The 19,629-nt window shown below is 69.4% G+C and carries 16 protein-coding genes; 11 read left to right on the top strand and 5 right to left on the bottom strand.

Annotation, left to right across the window (positions count from 1 at the left end):
- Window positions 1-6 precede the first annotated feature (6 nt).
- Window positions 7-2,190 (top strand): DEAD/DEAH box helicase, encoded by a 2,184-nt coding sequence (locus ITJ57_RS12735; RefSeq protein WP_194670493.1) that lies wholly within the window; start codon window positions 7-9, stop codon window positions 2,188-2,190.
- A 57-nt stretch (window positions 2,191-2,247) separates the two neighbouring features.
- Here the strand turns inward: ITJ57_RS12735 and ITJ57_RS12730 are convergent, their stop codons facing one another.
- On the bottom strand, window positions 2,248-2,514 hold the full coding sequence (locus ITJ57_RS12730) for a mycoredoxin (protein ID WP_056012271.1): 267 nt from the start codon (window positions 2,512-2,514) through the stop codon (window positions 2,248-2,250).
- Between the two features lie 127 nt (window positions 2,515-2,641).
- Here ITJ57_RS12730 and ITJ57_RS12725 point away from each other — a divergent pair, with 127 nt between their 5' ends.
- Window positions 2,642-3,670 (top strand): 6-phosphofructokinase, encoded by a 1,029-nt coding sequence (locus ITJ57_RS12725; RefSeq protein ID WP_056012269.1) that lies wholly within the window; start codon window positions 2,642-2,644, stop codon window positions 3,668-3,670.
- A gap of 60 nt (window positions 3,671-3,730) precedes the next feature.
- On the opposite strand, the gene ITJ57_RS12720 is transcribed toward ITJ57_RS12725, so the two are convergent.
- The gene (locus ITJ57_RS12720) at window positions 3,731-5,833 is read right to left on the bottom strand and encodes a S9 family peptidase (protein WP_194670492.1); all 2,103 of its coding nucleotides are present in this window, start codon (window positions 5,831-5,833) and stop codon (window positions 3,731-3,733) included.
- Between the two features lie 77 nt (window positions 5,834-5,910).
- Here ITJ57_RS12720 and ITJ57_RS12715 point away from each other — a divergent pair, with 77 nt between their 5' ends.
- The 4 genes from ITJ57_RS12715 (at window position 5,911) to ITJ57_RS12700 (ending at window position 10,304) form a co-directional block, all read left to right on the top strand.
- The gene (locus tag ITJ57_RS12715) at window positions 5,911-6,750 is read left to right on the top strand and encodes an aldo/keto reductase (RefSeq protein WP_194670491.1); all 840 of its coding nucleotides are present in this window, start codon (window positions 5,911-5,913) and stop codon (window positions 6,748-6,750) included.
- A 54-nt stretch (window positions 6,751-6,804) separates the two neighbouring features.
- Window positions 6,805-8,649 (top strand): DUF2207 domain-containing protein, encoded by a 1,845-nt coding sequence (locus ITJ57_RS12710; RefSeq protein ID WP_194670490.1) that lies wholly within the window; start codon window positions 6,805-6,807, stop codon window positions 8,647-8,649.
- Between the two features lie 144 nt (window positions 8,650-8,793).
- Window positions 8,794-9,972 carry an inorganic phosphate transporter gene (locus ITJ57_RS12705; RefSeq protein ID WP_194670489.1) on the top strand — a complete coding sequence of 393 codons (1,179 nt, stop codon included), beginning with the start codon at window positions 8,794-8,796 and terminating at the stop codon, window positions 9,970-9,972.
- Window positions 9,969-10,304, top strand: coding sequence for a peptidase (locus ITJ57_RS12700; RefSeq protein WP_194670488.1), 336 nt, complete (start codon window positions 9,969-9,971; stop codon window positions 10,302-10,304). Before ITJ57_RS12705 ends, ITJ57_RS12700 begins: the two co-directional genes overlap by 4 nt.
- A gap of 163 nt (window positions 10,305-10,467) precedes the next feature.
- On the opposite strand, the gene ITJ57_RS12695 is transcribed toward ITJ57_RS12700, so the two are convergent.
- Window positions 10,468-11,745 (bottom strand): uracil-xanthine permease family protein, encoded by a 1,278-nt coding sequence (locus tag ITJ57_RS12695; protein WP_194670487.1) that lies wholly within the window; start codon window positions 11,743-11,745, stop codon window positions 10,468-10,470.
- A 135-nt stretch (window positions 11,746-11,880) separates the two neighbouring features.
- Here ITJ57_RS12695 and ITJ57_RS12690 point away from each other — a divergent pair, with 135 nt between their 5' ends.
- The 3 genes from ITJ57_RS12690 to ITJ57_RS12680 all read left to right on the top strand — a co-directional run bounded on the left by ITJ57_RS12690 (window position 11,881) and on the right by ITJ57_RS12680 (window position 15,942).
- Complete coding sequence (locus ITJ57_RS12690; protein ID WP_056012248.1) at window positions 11,881-13,332, top strand: NCS2 family permease; 1,452 nt, start codon at window positions 11,881-11,883, stop codon at window positions 13,330-13,332.
- Between the two features lie 67 nt (window positions 13,333-13,399).
- Window positions 13,400-14,302 (top strand): phosphodiesterase, encoded by a 903-nt coding sequence (locus ITJ57_RS12685; protein ID WP_194670486.1) that lies wholly within the window; start codon window positions 13,400-13,402, stop codon window positions 14,300-14,302.
- Window positions 14,303-14,475: 173 nt separating this feature from the next.
- Window positions 14,476-15,942, top strand: a complete 1,467-nt coding sequence (locus ITJ57_RS12680) for an aspartate ammonia-lyase (protein ID WP_370582501.1) — start codon at window positions 14,476-14,478, stop codon at window positions 15,940-15,942.
- Window positions 15,943-16,006: 64 nt separating this feature from the next.
- On the opposite strand, the gene ITJ57_RS12675 is transcribed toward ITJ57_RS12680, so the two are convergent.
- Window positions 16,007-16,912: a fumarylacetoacetate hydrolase family protein gene (locus ITJ57_RS12675; protein ID WP_194670485.1), complete on the bottom strand. Its 906-nt coding sequence runs from the start codon at window positions 16,910-16,912 to the stop codon at window positions 16,007-16,009.
- 298 nt (window positions 16,913-17,210) lie between these two features.
- Between ITJ57_RS12675 and ITJ57_RS12670 the strand changes: the two genes are divergently transcribed.
- Together ITJ57_RS12670 and ITJ57_RS12665 are read left to right on the top strand one after the other, a co-directional pair.
- Window positions 17,211-17,585: an FKBP-type peptidyl-prolyl cis-trans isomerase gene (locus ITJ57_RS12670; protein ID WP_056012238.1), complete on the top strand. Its 375-nt coding sequence runs from the start codon at window positions 17,211-17,213 to the stop codon at window positions 17,583-17,585.
- An 87-nt stretch (window positions 17,586-17,672) separates the two neighbouring features.
- Window positions 17,673-18,203 carry an adenine phosphoribosyltransferase gene (locus ITJ57_RS12665; RefSeq protein ID WP_056012236.1) on the top strand — a complete coding sequence of 177 codons (531 nt, stop codon included), beginning with the start codon at window positions 17,673-17,675 and terminating at the stop codon, window positions 18,201-18,203.
- A 21-nt stretch (window positions 18,204-18,224) separates the two neighbouring features.
- Here ITJ57_RS12665 and ITJ57_RS12660 read toward each other — a convergent pair whose 3' ends face one another.
- On the bottom strand, window positions 18,225-19,541 hold the full coding sequence (locus tag ITJ57_RS12660; RefSeq protein WP_194670484.1) for an MFS transporter: 1,317 nt from the start codon (window positions 19,539-19,541) through the stop codon (window positions 18,225-18,227).
- Window positions 19,542-19,629: the final 88 nt, after the last annotated feature.

The raw sequence follows: 19,629 nt of genomic DNA, 5'->3' as shown, positions 1-19,629 counted from the left end.
AGGAGCATGCCGCACACCGGCCAGCAACGCCGTTCCCAGGGGCGTTCCAGCACCCGTTCATCTGGCCGCTCGAACCCCAGAGGGTCCTCGTCGCGCCACGACGACGACGCGCCCATCATCCCGATCCTCGCCCGCAAGGTGCGCGAGGTCGAGGCGAAGGCGCAGAAGGGCAAGGTCGGTCCCACCAACCGGACCAAGTACCAGGTCATCGCGTTCCTGGTCCGCGAGGAGCGCGCTCGGGTCAAGGCCGACACGAGCTACAGCGACGCCACCCGGGCCGAGCTCCTCAAGCGCCTCGACGGCGTCGCGACCATCCTCGCGAAGACCGCGGCGCGCGACACCTCGCTCATCCAGCTCCTCGAGGCGGACGCCGCGACGAGCCCGGTCGCGCAGCGGCTCCGTCGTGACTGGCTGCTCGAGTCGGGCGCTGAACTCAGCGCCGACGAGCTCATCATCACGGTCGAGAAGCCCGTCGTGGAATCGGTCGTCCCGGCCGAGCTCGCCGAGAAGCAGGTCATCCCGCAGTCGGTGAAGGCCCGTCAGCTGGCCAATCCGTTCCTCGCCCCGGACTTCAGCCAGGCGGCACCGCAGCCGACCGTGCGCCGTCGCCTCGACAGCTGGGAGCTCATGGGCCCCCTGTACAAGGCGTTCGAGCTCGGTTCCGGCGGGGGAGCGGCCTCGATGGACCTCCCCGACGCGCCCAAGCTCGACCGACTTTCCCCCCGTGGCCTCGAGGTCATGAAGCACCAGGCGCGGTTCGTCGAGAGCGTCAAGGAGGGGCACCGCTCCTTCCTGCTCGCCGACGAGCCCGGTCTCGGGAAGACGGCGCAGTCCGTCCTCGCCGCTTCCGTGGCGGAGGCCTACCCGCTGCTCGTCATCGTCCCGAACGTCGTGAAGATGAACTGGGCTCGCGAGGTCGAGCGATGGACGCCGCACCGCCGGGCCACGGTCATCCACGGCGACGGCCAGGCCCTCGACGCCTTCGCCGACGTCATCATCGTCAACTACGAGGTCCTCGACCGCCACCTCGCCTGGCTCGGGACCCTCGGCTTCCGCGGCATGGTGGTCGACGAGGCCCACTTCATCAAGAACCTCCACTCCCAGCGGTCCCAGCACGTGCTGTCCCTCGCGAACCGGATCCGGAAGGCGACCCCCGGCCAGGACCCGCTGATGCTCGCGCTGACGGGTACGCCGCTCATCAACGACGTCGAGGACTTCAACGCCATCTGGCAGTTCCTCGGCTGGATCAAGGACGGCAAGCCCACCGCCGAACTCATGGAGCGGCTCGAGGACACCGGCCTCACGCCGGCCGAGCACGCCTTCTACGCCGCAGCACGTTCAGCGGTCATCGACATGGGCATCGTGCGTCGCAAGAAGCTCGACGTGGCGAAGGACCTCCCCGCGAAGCGGGTCGCGGACCTGCCGGTCGAGCTCGACGACGAGGCGATCCGGTCGATCCGCGACGCAGAAGCGGAGCTCGGGCAGCGCCTCAAGTCGCGCTACGTGCGCGTGTTGGAGTCCCGTGGCGAGCGCGTCGACGCCTTGCACGACCCGAACACCGAGCTCATGCGCATGGTCGCCCAGGCGGAACTCGACGAGTCGAAGGCCGCCGGCGGCACCGAGAACGTGTTCACCATGATCCGGAAGATCGGTCAGGCCAAGGCGGTCCTCGCGGCCGACTACACGGCCCAGCTCGCGCGTTCCGTCGGCAAGGTCGTGTTCTTCGCGAAGCACATCGACGTCATGAACGCCGCCGAGCAGCTGTTCGCCGGTCGAGGCTTGAAGACCGTGTCGCTCCGCGGCGACCAGACCACGCAGGCGCGCCAGGCCGCGATCGACGCCTTCAACACCGATCCCGAGGTCGCGGTGGCGGTCTGCTCGCTCACGGCGGCAGGCGTCGGCGTCAACCTCCAGGCCGCGTCGAACGTCGTGCTCGCCGAGCTGTCGTGGACGGCGGCGGAGCAGACGCAGGCGATCGACCGCGTGCACCGCATCGGTCAGGAGGAGCCGGTCACGGCGTGGCGCATCATCGCCGCCCACACGATCGACTCCAAGGTCGCGGAACTCATCGACAGCAAGCAGGGGCTCGCTGCCCGAGCGCTCGACGGCAGCGATCAGGACGTGGCCTCGGTCGACTCCGTGCAGCTGAACGCCCTCGTCCACCTGCTGCGCGAGGCCCTGGGCGGCTGACACCCGGTGTGCCCGACCGGGCGGCGATCGACGCCACCTGGTCGGTGCTCGCGGTCCTCAGACGCCGAGCGCGGTCTTGACCTGCGCGAGCGAGGGGTTCGTCGCGGTGGAACGATCGGGGTAGATGACGGTCGGGACCGTCTGGTTGCCGCCGTTGAGCGAGGCGACGAGCTCGGCCGTACCCGGCACCTGTTCGATGTCGATCTCGGTGAAGGGGATCCCTGCAGCCGACAGCTGGTGCTTCAGCCGGGCGCAGTATCCGCACCAGGTGGTGGAGAACATGGTGATGCCGCCATCGGCGGGAAGGTAGTCGTCGGCACTCATCCCAGCAGCCTAACCCCGGCTCGCCGGGCCACCGCCCCTGGCCGGATGAACCACCGGCGGCGAGACGGTATTGTCGGGGATGACTTCCGGCACCGGTGGTGCCCCGATCCCCATGAGGACTGTTGATATGAGAATTGGTGTGCTCACGAGCGGCGGCGACTGCCCCGGCCTGAACGCGGTCATCCGAGGAGCGGTGCTCAAGGGGACCAAGATCCACAACCAGGAGTTCATCGGCATCCGCGACGGCTGGCGAGGCGTGGTCGAAGGGCTGACCATGCCACTCGACCGCCACAGTGTGCGGGGGCTCGCCAAGCAGGGCGGCACGATCCTCGGCACCAGCCGGACGAACCCGTTCGAGGGCCCCCACGGCGGCCCGGAGAACGTGCAGCACACCATGGACCGCCTCGGGATCGACGCCCTCATCGCGATCGGCGGCGAGGGCACGCTCGCTGCGGCGAAGCGCCTCACCGACGCCGGGCTGAAGATCGTCGGCGTCCCGAAGACCATCGACAACGACCTGGACGCCACCGACTACTCCTTCGGCTTCGACACCGCCGTCGAGATCGCGACCGAGGCCATCGACCGCCTGCGCACCACCGGCGAGTCCCACAAGCGCTGCATGGTGATCGAGGTCATGGGTCGTCACGTGGGGTGGATCGCCCTGCACGCCGGGATGGCCGCCGGCGCACACGCCATCCTCATCCCGGAGCAGCCGCAGTCCATCGAGCAGATCTGCGAGTGGGCCGACAGCGTCTACCAGCGCGGGCGCGCGCCGATCATCGTCGTGTCGGAGGGCTTCACCCTCGACACGATGGAGTCCGCGCACTCCGAGAAGGGGCTCGACGCGTTCAACCGCCCCCGCCTCGGCGGGATCGCCGACGTCCTCGCACCGGAGATCGAACGTCGCACGGGGATCGAATCCCGAGCGACGGTGCTCGGCCACCTGCAGCGCGGCGGCGTGCCGAGCGCGTACGACCGCGTCCTCGCGACCCGACTCGGCATGGCTGCGATCGACTCGGTCATGGCCGGCGACTGGGGCACGATGATCGCCCTCCGTGGCACCGAACTCGTCAACTGCCGCTTCGAGGAGGCCCTCGGCAAGCTCAAGACGGTTCCGCAGGAGCGCTACGACGAGGCCGCCATCCTCTTCGGCTAGGCGCCCGACGAACGAACGACGCCTCCGCCCCGACCGGGGTGGAGGCGTCGTCCTGTCCGCCTACGCGGCGTCGGTCTTGGCGAGGCCGAGCACGTCGAGCAGCCACGCGAGTTCCTCCGCGCGCTCCTTCCAGGCGTTGTACCGCCCGCTCACGCCGCCGTGGCCGGCGCTCATCTCGATCTTGAGGAGTGCGGGCGCGCCGGCATCGCGGAGTCTGGCCACCCACTTCGCGGGCTCCACGTAGAGGACGCGGGTGTCGTTGAGGCTCGTCGTCGCGAGGATGCGCGGGTACTGCTTCGCCGGATCGATGTTCTCGTACGGGCTGTACGCCTTCATGTAGGCGTAAACCTCGGGGTCGTGCAGCGGGTCACCCCACTCGTCCCACTCGATGACGGTGAGCGGCAGCGACGGGTCCAGGATGCTCGTCAGCGCGTCGACGAACGGGACGCCGGCGAGGATGCCCGCGAACCGGTCCGGCGCACGGTTCGCGACCGCGCCCATGAGGAGGCCGCCCGCGCTGCCGCCCTCGGCCACCAATTGCCCGGGGGTCGTCCAGCCGTCGGCGATGAGGTGGTCGGCCACGTCGACGAAGTCGCTGAAGCTGTTCTGCTTGTGCAGCTTCTTGCCGTCCTCGTACCAGTGCCGGCCGAGCTCGCCCCCGCCGCGGACGTGCGCGATCGCGAAGGTGACGCCCCGGTCGAGCATCGACAGCCTGGCGATGGAGAACGACGGGTCCATGCTCGCCTCGTAGGAGCCGTAGCCGTAGAGGTGGAGCGGCCCCGGGCCCTCGAGGCCGCGCCTGCGCACGATGGAGACGGGCACCCGCGTCCCGTCGGTGGCGGTCGCCCACTCCCGGAACTGCTCGTACCGCGCCGGGTCGTAGTCGCCGAGGACAGGCTGCTGCTTGCGGACCAACCGCTCGCCCGAGCGGAGGTCGAGTTCGAGCACGGTCGACGGCGTGACGAGCGAACCGTAGCCGAATCGCAGCATCGGTTGCACCCATTCGCCATTCCCGTGCCAGCCGACGCTCGAGAGGGGTTCGTCGAAGCCGAGCTCGTCGATGTCGCCGGTCGTCGCGTCGAGCAGGCCGATGCGCGTCAGGCCGTCGCGTCGATAGGCGACGGTGGTCACGGTGGCGAACGCCTCGACGTCCTCGAGTCGGCGCTCACTGCTGTGGGGGACCACGACGCGCGGTTCCTGCAGTGGATCGTCCAGCGGCACCTCGACGAGTTCGAAGTCGGGGGCGTCGCGGTTGTGGAGGATGAGCAGGCGGTCGTCGCCGTCAGCGATACGGTGTTCGACGCTGTACTCGACGCCTTCGGTCCGCGGCCAGACGATCCGAGCCTCGTCGGTCAGCGCGTCGGCAGGGAGGAGTCGGGTCTCGCTCGTGACCGACGATCCCGCCTCGATGAGGAGCAGGGCGCGACTGCGCGTGAAGCCCGCACCCACCCAGAACCGTTCGTCCGGCTCGTGGAAGAGGACGACGTCGGCGGACTGGGCCGTGCCGACCCGGTGGATGAGCACGGTGTCGGGCCGCCAGCTCTCGTCGACCGTCGTGTAGACGATCGCCGACGCGTCGGGCGAGAACTCGGCGCCACCGGCGGTGCCGAGGAGCTCGTCGTCGAGGTCGGTGCCGGTCGTGAGGTCGCGGACCCGGACGGTGTACCGTTCGTCGCCCTCGACGTCGACCCCGTAGAGGAGCCTGGTGCCGTCGTCCGAGACGTCGAAGCTGCCGAGGGAGAAGAACTCGTGTCCCTCCGCCTCGACGTTCGCGTCCAGGATGATCTGCTCGCCGGGCGCCGCACCGCTCTCGGGCAGCGTCGGAGGGGTCCAGTCGTCGGCGTCCGCGACGGGTACCCGGCACTGGATGCCGTACTGCCGGCCCTCCACGCTCCGTCCGTAATACCACCAGTCGCCCGCACGGGTCGGGACGGACAGGTCGGTCTCGAGGGTGCGCCCCTTGATCTCCTGGAAGATGCGCTCCCGCAGGCCGGCGAGGTGGTCCGTCTCCTGCGCTGTGAAGGCGTTCTCGGCCTCGAGGTGTTCGATCACCTCCGGCGAGTCCTTCTCGCGGAGCCATTCGTACGGGTCCACCACGGTGTCACCGTGATGGGTGCGTTCGGTCGGTCGGGTCTGGGCACGTGGAGCAGAGAGCTTCGCCATGGTCCAACGCTAGTCGAGGCGGAACCCTCCCAGCCCGCTCGGAGCCATCCGCGGGCCGACGGGTCTAGCGTTGGGGGATGACGACCATCCCCACCTTCGAGCTCAACGACGGTTCGAGCGTCCCCGCGATCGGCTTCGGCACCTACCCCCTGCGAGGGCGCGAGGGCACCGACGCCACGCTCTCCGCGATCGACGCCGGCTATCGGCTCCTCGACACCGCCGTCAACTACCGGAACGAGGACGCGGTCGGAGCCGCCGTCCGCGAGACCGACGTCCCGCGTGACGAGCTGGTCGTGGCGACGAAGCTCCCGGGCCGCGACCACGGCTTCGAGGAGACGATCACCTCCTGCCGCGGTTCCCTGGAGTCGCTCGGCCTCGACCGCATCGACCTGTACCTCATCCACTGGCCGAACCCCTCGGTGGGCCGCTTCGTCGAGTCGTGGAAGGCCATGATCCAGTTGCAGCGGGAGGGTCTCGTCCGCAGCATCGGTGTCTCGAACTTCACGGAGGAGTTCCTGACTCGGCTTGCCGACGAGACCGGTGTCCTGCCGGCCGTCAACCAGGTCGAGCTGCACCCGTACTTCCCGCAGGAGGACCTCCTCGCGTTCCACCGCGAGCACGGCGTCCTGACGGAAGCGTGGAGCCCGCTCGGCAAGGCGCAGGCGCCGTTCGCCGAGGAGCCCGTCGCGACTGCCGCGGCAGCCCATGACGTCTCGCCGGCACAGGTCGTGCTCCGCTGGCACCACCAGCGCGGGGTCCTCCCGATCCCGAAGTCCGCTTCCGCGGAACGGCAGCGGACCAACCTCGACATCTTCGGGTTCGAGCTGAGCGATGCGGAGGTCGAGGCGATCACCGCACTCGGTCGGGCGGACGGCCGACTCTTCGACGGCGACCCGAACACGCACGAGGAGATGTGAGCGTCGGCGGGTGCGGCCACGCACCCGCCGGACCCTCCTCCTAGACTTGGCGGGGTGAAGCCCCGACGTCGCAGCCAGCCCTCGATCCAGCCGCGAGCAGCACGACCCGTCCTGGTCGCGCTGCTCCTGACGGTCCTCGCGCCGCTCGTCGTGATGACGGCGACGGCGGAACCGGCTGCCGCAGCCACCCGCGCGGACGTCTCCGACTTCAGCTTCTCGTCGTTCGACGGCGAGTACACCCTCTCCCGGGGCGACGACGGCCAGGCCGAACTCCGGGCGGTGGAGACCTTCGTCGCCGAGTTCCCGGAGTCCGACCAGAACAAGGGCATCATCCGCGCGATCCCGGACGAGTTCGACCGGGCACCACTGCACACGGAGATCGTGTCGGTCACCGACGCCGACGGTGCGCCCGTGGAATGGGAGGCCGACCGCGACGGCGACTTCCTCGAGCTGTCGCTCGGCACGGACGACTACGTCCGCGGCACGCAGAGCTACGTCATCACGTACACCCAGCGCGGGGTGGTCGGGGCTTATCGCGACACCCGTGCGGACGAGTTCTACTGGGACGCGCCAGGCACCGGCTGGGACCAGCCGTTCGTGGACGCGCAGATGACGGTGCGGGTCGACGCCGACATCGCCGACGCGCTCACCGGAGAAGGCGCCTGCTACCGGGGCGATCCCGACGACAGCTCACCGTGCGACCTCGCCCAGGCGGAGGACGCGGACGCAGACGTCTTCACGACCGCTTCGGTCCCGCTCCAGGCGCGGCAGACGCTCACGGTCGCCATCGGCTTCGAGCCGGGCACCTTCGTCCAGCCGGCCCGACCGGGTGAGGCGCCGGTCTTCTCCATCGTCCCGATCGCCCTCGGGGCGCTGTCGGCCGCGGGGCTCGGCGCGCTCCTGTGGATCCGACTGCGGTTCTGGCGGGACCACCCCGGTCGGGGCGTCATCGTGCCCCAGTACTCCGTCCCGAAGCAGATGAACCTCCTCCTGGCAGGCGACCTCGCCGGTCGTGCCGCCTCGTCGATGGCCGCCCAGATCGTCAGCCTCGCCGTCCGCGGCAAGCTCCGGATCGTGGACGGACCAGGCAAGAAGGACTACTCCCTGCAGTACCTCGACGACAGCGCGACGGACGACCAGGAACGGCGCGTACTGGCCGCGCTCTTCCCCGACCGGAAGGTGCCCCGCGAGATGAAGCAGGTCGATCCGGCGCTCGGCAAGGCGGTCACGGCGGAGCTGGCGGCCGCCAAACGGACCGCGCTCGACCGCGGCCTCCGACGCTCGGTCTCCTCCGGGCGGGCGTGGATCCTCGTTGGAGCGCTCGCTGTGCTCGGCGTCGCTGGGATCGTCTTCTTCGGGGTCGCCTACGCCCAGCGGGCGGACAACGGCTGGTCGGTCGCCGCGATGTTCGTGACCGGGACCGCGCTCCTCGCGGGGATCGGGTTGGCGATCGCGCCGAAACCGCTCACCGCCTCCGGCGCCGAGGCGCGGGACGAGTTGCTCGGCCTCCGCGACTACCTCGAGCTCGCGGAGCAGGACCGGTTCCGCATGCTGCAGAGCCCGGACGGTGCGGAACGGGTGGACCTCGGCGACCCGGGCCAGCTCGTCCGGCTCACGGAGCGGCTCCTGCCCTTCGCCGTGCTCTGGGGCGTGGAGCGCGAGTGGGCCAAGGAACTCGGTGTGCGCTACGAGCAGGCCGGGAGCGCGCCGTCCTGGTACGCCTCGAACAGCCCGTTCCAGGCGGCGATGTTCGCGAACGCCTTCTCCGGCTTCTCCGGATCGGCGTCGAGCACGTCCGCATCGTGGTCGACGAGTGGAGGCGCGAGCTCCTCCGGCGGCTCGACGGGTGGCGGCTTCGCGGGTGGCGGCGGCGGCGGAGGCGGGGGCGGCGGACGCTGATCGGTGTCGAGTTGACCTCGACCGGGCAGGGTGTAAGGATCATGTACGGCGGGTGAACCGCCGGTATCCAGCACGTGAATTCCCCCCACCCACCTCGTCGGGGAGCACTGTGTCCGTATTCGCTCCGCCTCGAGAAAGACACCAGTGGAACTCGTTACCCTGACTGTCGTGCTGGTCATCGCACTGGCCCTGTTCTTCGACTTCACGAACGGGTTCCACGACACGGCGAACGCCATGGCGACGCCGATCGCCACGGGTGCGCTGAAACCGAAGACCGCCGTCCTGCTCGCCGCGATCCTCAACCTGGTCGGTGCGTTCCTCTCGACCGAGGTGGCGAAGACCATCTCCGGCGGACTCATCCGCGAGGGTGAGGGCGGTATCCGGATCGGGCCGGAGCTCATCTTCGCCGGCCTGATCGGCGCGATCGTCTGGAACATGCTGACGTGGCTCCTCGGTCTCCCGTCCTCGTCGAGCCACGCCCTCTTCGGTGGCCTCATCGGCGCGGCGATCGTCGGTGCCGGCCTCGGCTCCATCGACTTCGGCGTCGTCCTCTCGAAGGTCATCCTCCCGGCGCTCATCGCCCCGGTCACCGCCGGCCTCGTCGCGTACTCGGCCACGAAGCTGGCGTACCGCATCACGCGCCGCTACGACGGCAAACCCGACGGCCGCGACGGCTTCCGGTACGCGCAGATCTTCTCCTCCTCCCTCGTCGCCCTCGCACACGGCACCAACGACGCGCAGAAGACCATGGGCGTCATCACGCTCACCTTCATCGCGGTCGGGGTGCAGGCCGTCGGCACCGGCCCCGAACTCTGGGTCATCGTCGTCTGCGCGCTGGCCATCGCCCTCGGCACCTACATGGGCGGCTGGCGCATCATCAAGACGATCGGCACGGGACTCACCGACGTGAAGCCGGCACAGGGCTTCGCCGCGGAGACGAGCACCGCTGCGACGATCCTCGCGTCGAGTCACCTGGGCTTCGCGCTCTCGACCACGCAGGTCGCCTCCGGGTCCGTCATCGGTTCCGGTCTCGGACGCCGTGGTTCGAAGGTCCGCTGGGGGACGGCCGGCCGCATCGCCCTCGGTTGGCTCATGACCCTGCCCGCCGCGGGCATCGTCGGCGCACTGGCCGCCGCCGTCGCGCACCTCGGTCTCTTCGGCATCATCATCGACGCCGTCGTCGGTGTCGGCGTGATCCTCACGATCTTCCTGATCTCGCGCCGCAACCAGGTCGACCACAGCAACGTCGTCAGCGAGGTCGCCGACTCCGGTCGCGCCGTCAAGATCAAGCGCAACCCCAAGCCCAAGAAGGTGAAGAAGTGATCGACTGGGCCGCATTCCTCATCGTGTTCGCGACGTCGCTCGTCGGCGCCACCGCCGTCGTCAGCCTGTACTCCTTCGGGCTCCGTCTGCTCACCACCGCCGGACGCATCCCCGTCGTCGCGCCGGCCGAGTTCACCGACGCGATCACGGTCATCACGCCGGAGGAGGCCGCGAAGGCGGCGAAGCGTGCCGCCAAGGCCGCGCGGAAGAACCCGCTGACGCCAGCGCAGCAGAACCTGGCCCGTGCCGGCGCCTACGCCTGCTTCGCGCTCTGCGCGGCGGCGGTGCTCTTCGGCATCTACCTGATCGTGCCGTTCTTCCACCAGGGCTGAGCCACTCGGGTTCGCCAGCGCACCGCGCTGACGCGAACCGCACCGACCCGACGTGACCGCGGGTCACGCGCGCAAGCGCGGTGCTCCGGAGACCCGCGCTCGCGCGGACGACCCGCGCCGACGTCAGCGCACCGCGCTGGCGCACCGGCCCGAACCGGATCGGTCAGGCGGTCTTGCGGCAGCGGCCGATGACCGTCATCACGTGGTATATGACGATCGCCGCGATCGTGCCGAGCGCGATCCCGTTGAAGCTGACGTCGCCGCCCGCGACCCAGGTGAAGTCGGCGATGCCGATGATGAGCGCCGTGGCCGCGGTGAACTGGTTGACGGGCTTCGAGAAGTCCACCTTGTTGTCGAGCCAGATCTTCACGCCGATGATGCCGATGAGCCCGTAGAGCGCCGTCGTGACACCGCCCAGGACTCCCGCGGGGATGGTGTTGATGACCGCACCGACCTTGGGGGAGAGGCCGAGGAGGACCGCGAACAGGCCGGCGACCCAGTAGGCCGCCGTCGAGTAGACGCGCGTCGCGGCCATGACACCGATGTTCTCGCCGTACGTGGTCGTACCCGAACCGCCACCGAACCCGGCCAGCATCGTCGCCAGACCGTCGGACAGGAGCGCGCGGCCGGTCTGCTTGTTCACGGAGGCGTCGGTCATCTGCGCGACGCCCCGGATGTGGCCGACGTTCTCGGCGATGAGGACGAGCACGACGGGCAGGAACGCCGGGAGGACGGCCCAGACGGCCGGGTTCGAGATCGGGTTGTCCGCGAGGTGGAACTCGGGGAGGCCGACCCAGGCGGCGTCGGCGATCTTCGAGAAGTCGATCTCCTGTCGGATCGCCGCGACGACGTACCCGACGACGACGCCGATCACGATCGACAAACGGCCGAGGATGCCGCGGAAGAGCACGGTCGAGAGGATCACGGCCACGAGCGTCACGAGTGCGGTGACCGGAGCTTCCACGAAGTTGTTCTTCGCTGCTGGGGCGAGGTTGAACCCGATGAGCGCGACGATGGCGCCGGCGACGACCGGCGGCATCAGCGCGTCGATCCAGCCGGTGCCAGTGACCTGCACGACGACACCGACGAGCGCCAGGAGGAGCCCCACCGCGAGGATGCCGAAGAGCGCACTGCCCATGCCCTGGCTCGCGACGGCGGCCGAGATGGGGGCGATGAACGCGAACGACGAGCCGAGATAGCTCGGCACACGGTTCTTGGTGATGACGAGGAACAGGATGGTGCCGACGCCCGAGAAGAACAGCGTCGTGGTGGGCGGGAAGCCGGTCAGGACGGGGACGAGGAAGGTCGCGCCGAACATCGCGACGACGTGCTGCATCCCGAGCCCGATCGTCCGAGGCCAGCTGAGCCGTTCTCCGGGGCCGACGATCGCGTGGGTCGGGACGTGCTTGCCGTCGCCGTGCAGAGTCCAGGGCAGCGCCATGTGAGCTCGATTCCGTGGGGAGGGTGCTGGTTAAGGGGTCCAGCCGATCGTAGCGGGACCCTCGCATCCCGGTCGTCGCGGGGCGGTCCGCCGTGCCGGTACGCTGGTTGCTTCGATGCAGACCCAGGAGGTCCAGTGACCACGACGCCCACCGCTCCGCGCTCGTTCCGAGAGCGTCTCGACGGTTTCTTCGAGATCAGCAAGCGCGGCTCGACCGTCGGAGGCGAGGTGCGCGGTGGCCTCGTCACCTTCGTCGCGATGGCCTACATCGTCATCCTCAACCCGATCATCCTGAGCGGTTCGGCCGACGTCACCGGAGGCGAACTCGGCTTCGCGCAGGTCGCAGCCGTCACCGCCTTGACCGCCGGCGTCATGACCATCCTCTTCGGTCTCGTGGCACGCCTGCCGTTCGCCTTCGCGGCGGGCCTCGGGATCAACTCGTTCCTCGCGGTCAGCGTCGTCGGCCAGGTCACCTGGGCCGAGGCGATGGGCCTCGTCGTCATCAACGGTCTGATCATCGTCCTCCTCGCGGCGACCGGGCTCCGCGCGATGATCTTCAACGCGGTCCCCATCCAGCTGAAGATCGCGATCACGGTCGGCATCGGCCTGTTCATCGCCTTCATCGGCTTCGTCGATGCCGGCTTCGTCCGCTCCACGGGCGCCGGATCCCCGCCGGTCGGCCTCGGGATCGAGGGTTCCGTCGCGACGGTCCCCACCGCCGTGTTCGTCATCTCGCTCCTCCTCACCGGTGTGCTCGTGGCCCGCAAGGTGAAGGGCGCCCTCCTCATCGGCATCGTCGCCTCGACGATCATCGCGATCATCGCCGAGGCGGTCTTCAAGGTCGGCGCCTCGAACGGCGGCGAGAACGCCGGCGGCTGGAACCTCAGCGTGCCAACCCTCCCCACCCAGGTCGTCGGCCTCCCGGACCTCAGCCTGCTCGGCCAGGTGAGCTTCGGCGGCTTCGAGCGCATCGGTGTGCTCGCCGCACTCATGCTCGTCTTCACCCTCGTGTTCACGAACTTCTTCGACGCGATGGGCACCATGACCGGGCTCTCGAAGGAGGCCGGCGTCGCGGACGCGAAGGGCGACTTCCCGCGGCTGCGGTCGGCCTTGATCGTCGAGGGTGTCGGAGCGGTGGCGGGTGGCGCCACGTCGTCCTCCTCGTCGACCGTGTTCATCGAGTCCGGCGCCGGGATCGGCGAGGGCGCCAGGACGGGCCTCGCGAACCTGGTGACGGGTGTGCTCTTCCTGCTCGCGATGTTCTTCACGCCGCTCACTCAGATCGTGCCGTCCGAGGTCGCCGCAGCCGCCCTCGTCATCGTCGGGACGCTCATGATGTCGCAGATCAAGGACATCGTCTGGACGGAGTTCTCCGTCGCGCTCCCGGTGTTCCTGACCGTCGTCGTCATGCCGCTCACCTACTCGATCGCCAACGGCATCGGTGCCGGCTTCATCGCCTGGGTCGTGCTGCGCTCGCTGTCCGGCAAGGCGCGGGAGATCAGCCCGCTGCTCTGGATCGTGGCGGCCGGTTTCCTCGTGTTCTTCGCCCGCGGGCCCATCGAGCAGCTGCTCGGCGTCGCGTCCTGAGCGGGCGTCCGCCGCTCCCGGCGGCGGACGATCCGGTCTCGTCGGGGGTGCGTCCTAGACTCGGGGCATGACTTCCGACGTCCGATTCGGCCAGTATCCGGCACCCAGCCGGGTCATCGTCCACCTGAGCGATCCGCACCTCCTGGCCGACGGCCGTCGCCTCTACGACGCGGTCGACGTGCAGGCGAACCTCGAGCAGGCGCTCCGCCAGGTCGAACGCATGCGGCTCCGACCGGACGCCATGGTCTTCACAGGAGACCTCGCCGACCTCGGTGAGGCCGACGCCTACCGGCGGCTCCGTGAGCGGGTCGAACCGGTCGCCGAACGGTTGGGCACCACGATCGTCTGGCTCATGGGCAACCATGACGAACGGTCGGTCATGCGCACGGAGTTGCTCGACCTGCCGGCGGGTGAGCAGCCGCTCGACGCCGTCTGGGACTTCGGTGGGCTCCGGGTCATCGGCCTCGACTCGACGGTGCCGGGGTGGCACCACGGTGAGCTGGAGGACGAGCAATTGGCGTGGTTGCAACAGGTGTTGAGCACGCCGGCGCCGCTCGGCAGCATCCTCGCCATGCACCACCCACCCGTGCCGTCGAGCATCCCCTTCTTCGACATCCTCGAGCTCCGCGACCAGCACCGGCTCGAAGCCGTCCTCACGGGCAGCGACGTCCGGGCCATCCTCGGTGGTCATCTGCACTACTCGACGTCGAGCACCTTCGCCGGCATCCCGGTCCAGGTCGCCAGTGCCAGCTGCTATTCCATGAACCTCTCGCTCCCGTCCACGGAGGTGAACGGCATGTTCGGCGGTCAGTCCTTCAATCTCGTGCACGTGTACGACGACCGCATCACGCACTCGACGGTCCCGCTCGGCGACTTCGTCACCGCCGACACGTTCAGCGAGGCGTTCGTCGAGCGCATGGCCGCACTGAGCCCTGCCGAGCGACTCGAGGCCTTCTCCCGGAAGCAGTGACGCCAGGCTCCGACCGTCTCGGGAACGAGACACGCGAGCGCCACCGACGAGCGCACCGGGCTACGCTGGATGGGACATCCACCCACCAGGCAACGGAGCCACGAGTGACGATCAGCACCACCACCAGCAGCATCCCCACCACCCCTGGAGCACACGACGACATGGCGGACAGCATGAGCACGGGCGAGACACGGACCGAGTCGGATTCGCTCGGCTCGATGCAGATCCCGGCCGACGCCTACTGGGGCATCCACACCGCGCGGGCGCTCGAGAACTTCCCCATCACGAAGCGTCCCATCTCGGTCTATCCGGACCTCGTGGTCGCGATCGCGAGTGTGAAGCAGGCCGCGGCCCGCGCGAACGCCGAGATCGGGGTCCTCGATCCCGCGAAGGCGAACCTCATCGACCGCGCCTGCCAGATCATCATCGACGGAGACTTCCACGAGGAGTTCCTCGTCGGCGTGATCCAGGGCGGCGCCGGCACCTCGACGAACATGAACGCGAACGAGGTGATCACGAACATCGCGCTGGAACTCGCCGGCCACGCGAAGGGCGAGTACCAGTACCTGCACCCGCTCGACGACACCAACCGCTCGCAGTCCACCAACGACGTCTACCCGACGTCGATCAAGATCGCGCTCGCGTTCTCCCTGCAGTTCCTCCTGACGGAGCTCGGACTGCTGCGCGACTCGTGCAGCGCCAAGTCCGACGAGTTCTCCCACGTGCTGAAGGTCGGGCGCACGCAGCTGCAGGACGCCGTTCCGATGACGCTCGGCCAGGAGTTCCACGGGTTCGCGACCACCCTGACGGAGGACTACGACCGCCTGCAGGAGACCCTGTGGTTGCTCGCCGAGGTCAACCTGGGCGCCACCGCCATCGGAACGGGGATCACCGCCGACCCCCGCTACGCGGAGTCGGTCGTCCGGCACCTCAACCAGATCACGGGCCTGTCGCTCACCACCGCCCCCGACCTCATCGAGTCGACGAGTGACGCCGGCGGGTTCATGTCGTTCAGCGGCACCTTGAAGCGCAGCGCGATCAAGCTCTCGAAGATCTGCAACGACCTCCGGCTCCTGTCGAGCGGACCCCAGGCCGGATTCGGCGAGATCAACCTGCCGCCCCGCCAGGCCGGTTCGAGCATCATGCCGGGCAAGGTCAACCCGGTGATCCCCGAGGTCGTGAACCAGGTGGCCTTCAGCGTCGTCGGCGCCGACATGACGGTGACGATGGCAGCCGAGGCCGGGCAGCTGCAGTTGAACGCCTTCGAGCCCGTCATCGCGCACTCCCTGCTGCAGAGCATCGTGTGGATGGCTCAGGCCTGCCGGACGCTGCGGGTGAACTGCATCGACGGCATCACGGCGAACGAGGAGCGCCTCGGCGTCATGGTCGGCGCCTCCGTCGGGGTCATCACGGCCCTCACGCCCTTCATCGGCTACCAGTCGGCCGCTGCGCTCGCGAAGACCGCCCTGCTCACCGGTCGGAACGTCGCCGACCTCGTCGTCGAGGCGAACCTCATGACCCGCGAGGAAGTGACGAAGCAGCTCTCTCCCGCCCGACTCTCGGGGATCGAAGCGGTGACGTCGGCCATCCCGATCATCGACCTCCCGATCCCGGGCGCCGACTCCGACCCGAGCCGCTGAGTCGCACGCACGACGAAGCCGTCCGGACCCAGGGTCCGGACGGCTTCATGCTGTGCCTGAGGGACTATTCGGCGGCGGTGACCCGGCAATGGGTCGTCAGTGAACCGACGCCCTCGACCGACACCGTGACCGTGGCGCCGTCCGTGAGGAAGACCTGCGGGTCGCGCGAGTATCCGGCGCCGCCCGGGCTTCCCGTGGAGATGAGGGTGCCGGGCAGGAGGGTCGCCGAACCGGAGAGGTGCTCGATGAGCGTCGCGACGCTGCGGACCATGTGGCTGGTCGAGGAGTCCTGCAGCGTCACGCCGTCGAGGACGGTCGAGATGTGGAGGGCCTGTGGGTCGGCGATCTCGTCGGCCGTCACGACCACGGGGCCGGTCGGGGTGAATCCGTCGAAGGACTTGCACCTCGACCACTGCGCCTCGGAGTACTGGATGTTCCGTGCCGTGATGTCGTTGACGACGGTGTACCCGAACACGTATCCCAGGGCGTCGGCTGCCGCGACGTCGCGGGCGGCGCGACCGATGACGACGCCGAGTTCGGCCTCGTAGTCCACCTGCTCGCTGATCTCGGCGGGCCAGCTCGTCGTGCCCTCGTGACCCGTCAGCGAGTTGGCCCACAGGCCGAAGATCGTGGGCGCGTTGTCCGTCTTGAGGTTGAGCTCCTGCGAGTGGGCGGAGTAGTTGAGACCGACCGCCAGGATGGTCGGCGGGCGGAGGACCGCCGAGGCGTGCACGAGGCCGTCGAGCGGTTCGCCGCTCACGCCGTGGGCGATGGACGTCTCGACGAAGCTGCGCACCCGGTCGAGCTCGGCCGGACCACGCTCGATCAGCTCCTGGAGGTCGCGCGGGGCGTCCTCGAGGATCTCGTCGAGGAACACCGCCCCGGAATCGCTGATGACGGCGAGTCTGACCCGCGGCTCTGCGGGGGTGCTCGACTGGTGGTCTGTGGCGACGAAATGGGCGAACTTCACGGCTCTACGCTATCGCAGCCTCGTCGGCGGCGGGCATTGTGGCCATAGCGGTCCGGGCCGGTCCTGCCCCGAGCGGGGAGGCTCGACCTCGCCCGGACAGACTCATCGCCCGGTGCCGCGGCAGTGCCTGCGAGTCGCCCGGGCGATGAGTTGGTCTGTGCCATCAGCTTGCACCCGTCGGCCGCGGAGCGCAAGACCCGGAATGCAGGAGGCCGCAGGCGCTCTGAGGACCCGTGCCAGGTCACGCGCTCAGCGAAATCCGCATGTGCCGCCTCGGCGGAACTGCTTGGATGGATCCATGACCGATTCAGCACGCACCAAGCCCGAGGTCGACGCCCCAACGGGCCCGGCCCCCACCGAACTCGTCGTCGAGGACATCTTCATCGGCGAGGGCGACGAGGCCCAGGCCTCCTCGACCGTCGACGTCCACTACCTCGGCGTCGGCTACGACTCCGGCGAGGAGTTCGACTCCTCGTGGAGCCGCGGACAGTCCATCAACTTCCCGCTGCGCAACCTCATCCAGGGATGGCAGCACGGCATCCCCGGCATGAAGGTCGGCGGCCGCCGCAAGCTCACGGTCCCCCCGGAGCTCGCGTACGGCCCGGCCGGTGGCGGGCACCAGCTGTCCGGCCAGACGCTGGTCTTCGTGATCGACCTCCTGGGCGTCAAGTAACCATCCCCAGGTCACCCCTCGTCCCCGCCGACCGACGGTCGCGGTGACGAGGGGTGTCGCATGTCCCCAAGACCGAACGAGGACCAGATGACCACCGCAACGCAGTACGTCGACCGCCTGACGGCGACGATCCCCGACTTCCCGACGCCCGGGATCCTGTTCCGCGATCTGACGCCCGTCTTCGCCGACGCCGACGCCTTCCGCGCGATCATCGACGAGCTGGGTGAGCACTTCGCCGGTCGCTTCGACGCGGTCGCCGGGGTCGAGGCCCGCGGCTTCCTCCTGGCGGCCGCCGTCGCCTACGCGACGCACACGCGGCTGGTCCCGATCCGCAAGGCGGGCAAGCTGCCGGGTGAGGTCCTACGTGAGGACTACGGCCTCGAGTACGGAGCCGCGGCGTTGGAGCTGCGGACCGAGCAGCTGCCTGCCGGCACCCGTGTGCTCATCCTCGACGATGTGCTCGCGACCGGCGGGAGCTGTGGAGCGGCGGTCAACCTCATCGAGCGGGCCGGGTACACGGTGGCCGGTCTCGGGCTCGTCCTCGAGCTGGAGGGCCTCCCCGGCCGTGCTTCGCTCGCCGGCCGCGACGTCTTCTCCATCGCCACCGCGCCCGCCTGAGTCGGGCCGCCTGAGTCCGGCTCAGGGCGTCGGCGTGCGGGCGTCGTAGCGGCGGAAGCCGCCCTGGAGACGGACGACGGTCCACACGAGTGCGACGACGATGAGCCCTCCGGCGAGTGCCGGGATCCAGAGCGCGAACGCCGAGGCGGCGAGGCCGATGTAGAGGTCGCCGACGCGCGGCCCTCCGGTCACCACGACGGTGAACACGCCCTGGAGTCGCCCGCGGACGGCGTCGGGCACGGCGGCCTGCAGGATCGTCATGCGGAAGATCGAGCTGATGTTGTCCGCAGCGCCCGCGATGGCGAGCGCGGTGGCGGCGATGACGATGGCGGGGAGGTTCGCGCCCTCGGCCTCGTGCGTGGCCTCGCCGGAGAGGGTGACCCACGCGAGGACGGCTCCGAACCCGGCGACGGCGAGGCCGTAGACGATGATGGCCCGCTCGATCGCACGGCCCTGCCGGTCGATCCGTCCGAGCCTCCCCGACACGAGGCTCGACAGGAGCGTGCCGACGGCGCCGGCGGCCGTGAGGATGCCGACGGTGATCGCTCCGCCGCCGAGCACGAGGGTGCCGACGGCGGGGTAGAGCACCCGTGGGTTGCCGAAGGTCATCGCGATGATGTCGACGATGAAGGTCATCCGCACGTTGGGGGCGGTCCTCAGGAACGTCCATCCATCGACGAGGCTCCGGATGCCCGGAAGTCGGCTGACGCCGCCCTCGGGGAGGATCTTCGGCAGGGACGCGATCCCGAGGAAGGCCGCGACGAACAGGACGACGTCGATCGTATAGGTCCATTGGAAGCCCACTCCGGCCACGAGCACGCCGGCCAGGGCCGGGCCCACCGTGACCATGACGCCGGCCGCGATGCCGGAGAGCGCGGCGGCTGCGGGGAGGAGCCGTGCGGGAAGCAGCCGGGGGAGGATCGCCTGGCGGGTCGTCCCGACGATGGTGGTCGACACGGCGTTGACCGTCGTGAGCAGGTACAGGGGCCACACGAGTTCTGAGCCGCTCCACGCGAGCACGGCGATGACGGCCGTTGAGACCCAGGTGACGATTGCGGCCGAGAGGGCGACCGTGCGTCGGTCGAAGGCGTCCGCGAGCATGCCGCCGTACAGGCCGAAGCAGATCATCGGGAGCAGGGCGATGACCCCGACCAGGGAGACGGCGAAGGTCGAGGCGGTGAGGTCGTACACCTGGAGGCCGACGGCGACGATGGTCATCTGGCCGCCGATACCGGTGATCGCGCCGCCGATCCACAGTCGTGCGAAGGCGGGACTCTCCCGTAGGGGGCGCAGATCGACGAAGAGTCCGCTTCGGTCCGGGGTCGCGGGCGCGGTCACCGCTGCATCGGCGGACGGTGCGGATGCGGAGACATGACCGCCAGCATACGCCGGGAGACCCGCGGCACACCCGGGGGGGGCACCGGGT

Origin of the sequence: Plantibacter sp. VKM Ac-2880 (assembly GCF_015351235.1) — a bacterium.
Taxonomy (GTDB): domain Bacteria; phylum Actinomycetota; class Actinomycetes; order Actinomycetales; family Microbacteriaceae; genus Plantibacter.
The sequence above is the reverse complement of the archived record's forward strand: the minus strand, read 5'-3'. Positions and strand labels throughout refer to the sequence as shown.

Coding starts and splice junctions, on each gene's coding strand:
- ITJ57_RS12735 (WP_194670493.1), top strand. CDS start 7: ATGCCGCACACCGGCCAGCAACGCCGTTCCCAGGGGCGTTCCAGCACC.
- ITJ57_RS12730 (WP_056012271.1), bottom strand. CDS start 2,514: ATGAGTGCCGACGACTACCTTCCCGCCGATGGCGGCATCACCATGTTC.
- ITJ57_RS12725 (WP_056012269.1), top strand. CDS start 2,642: ATGAGAATTGGTGTGCTCACGAGCGGCGGCGACTGCCCCGGCCTGAAC.
- ITJ57_RS12720 (WP_194670492.1), bottom strand. CDS start 5,833: ATGGCGAAGCTCTCTGCTCCACGTGCCCAGACCCGACCGACCGAACGC.
- ITJ57_RS12715 (WP_194670491.1), top strand. CDS start 5,911: ATGACGACCATCCCCACCTTCGAGCTCAACGACGGTTCGAGCGTCCCC.
- ITJ57_RS12695 (WP_194670487.1), bottom strand. CDS start 11,745: ATGGCGCTGCCCTGGACTCTGCACGGCGACGGCAAGCACGTCCCGACC.
- ITJ57_RS12685 (WP_194670486.1), top strand. CDS start 13,400: ATGACTTCCGACGTCCGATTCGGCCAGTATCCGGCACCCAGCCGGGTC.
- ITJ57_RS12680 (WP_370582501.1), top strand. CDS start 14,476: ATGAGCACGGGCGAGACACGGACCGAGTCGGATTCGCTCGGCTCGATG.
- ITJ57_RS12670 (WP_056012238.1), top strand. CDS start 17,211: ATGACCGATTCAGCACGCACCAAGCCCGAGGTCGACGCCCCAACGGGC.
- ITJ57_RS12665 (WP_056012236.1), top strand. CDS start 17,673: ATGACCACCGCAACGCAGTACGTCGACCGCCTGACGGCGACGATCCCC.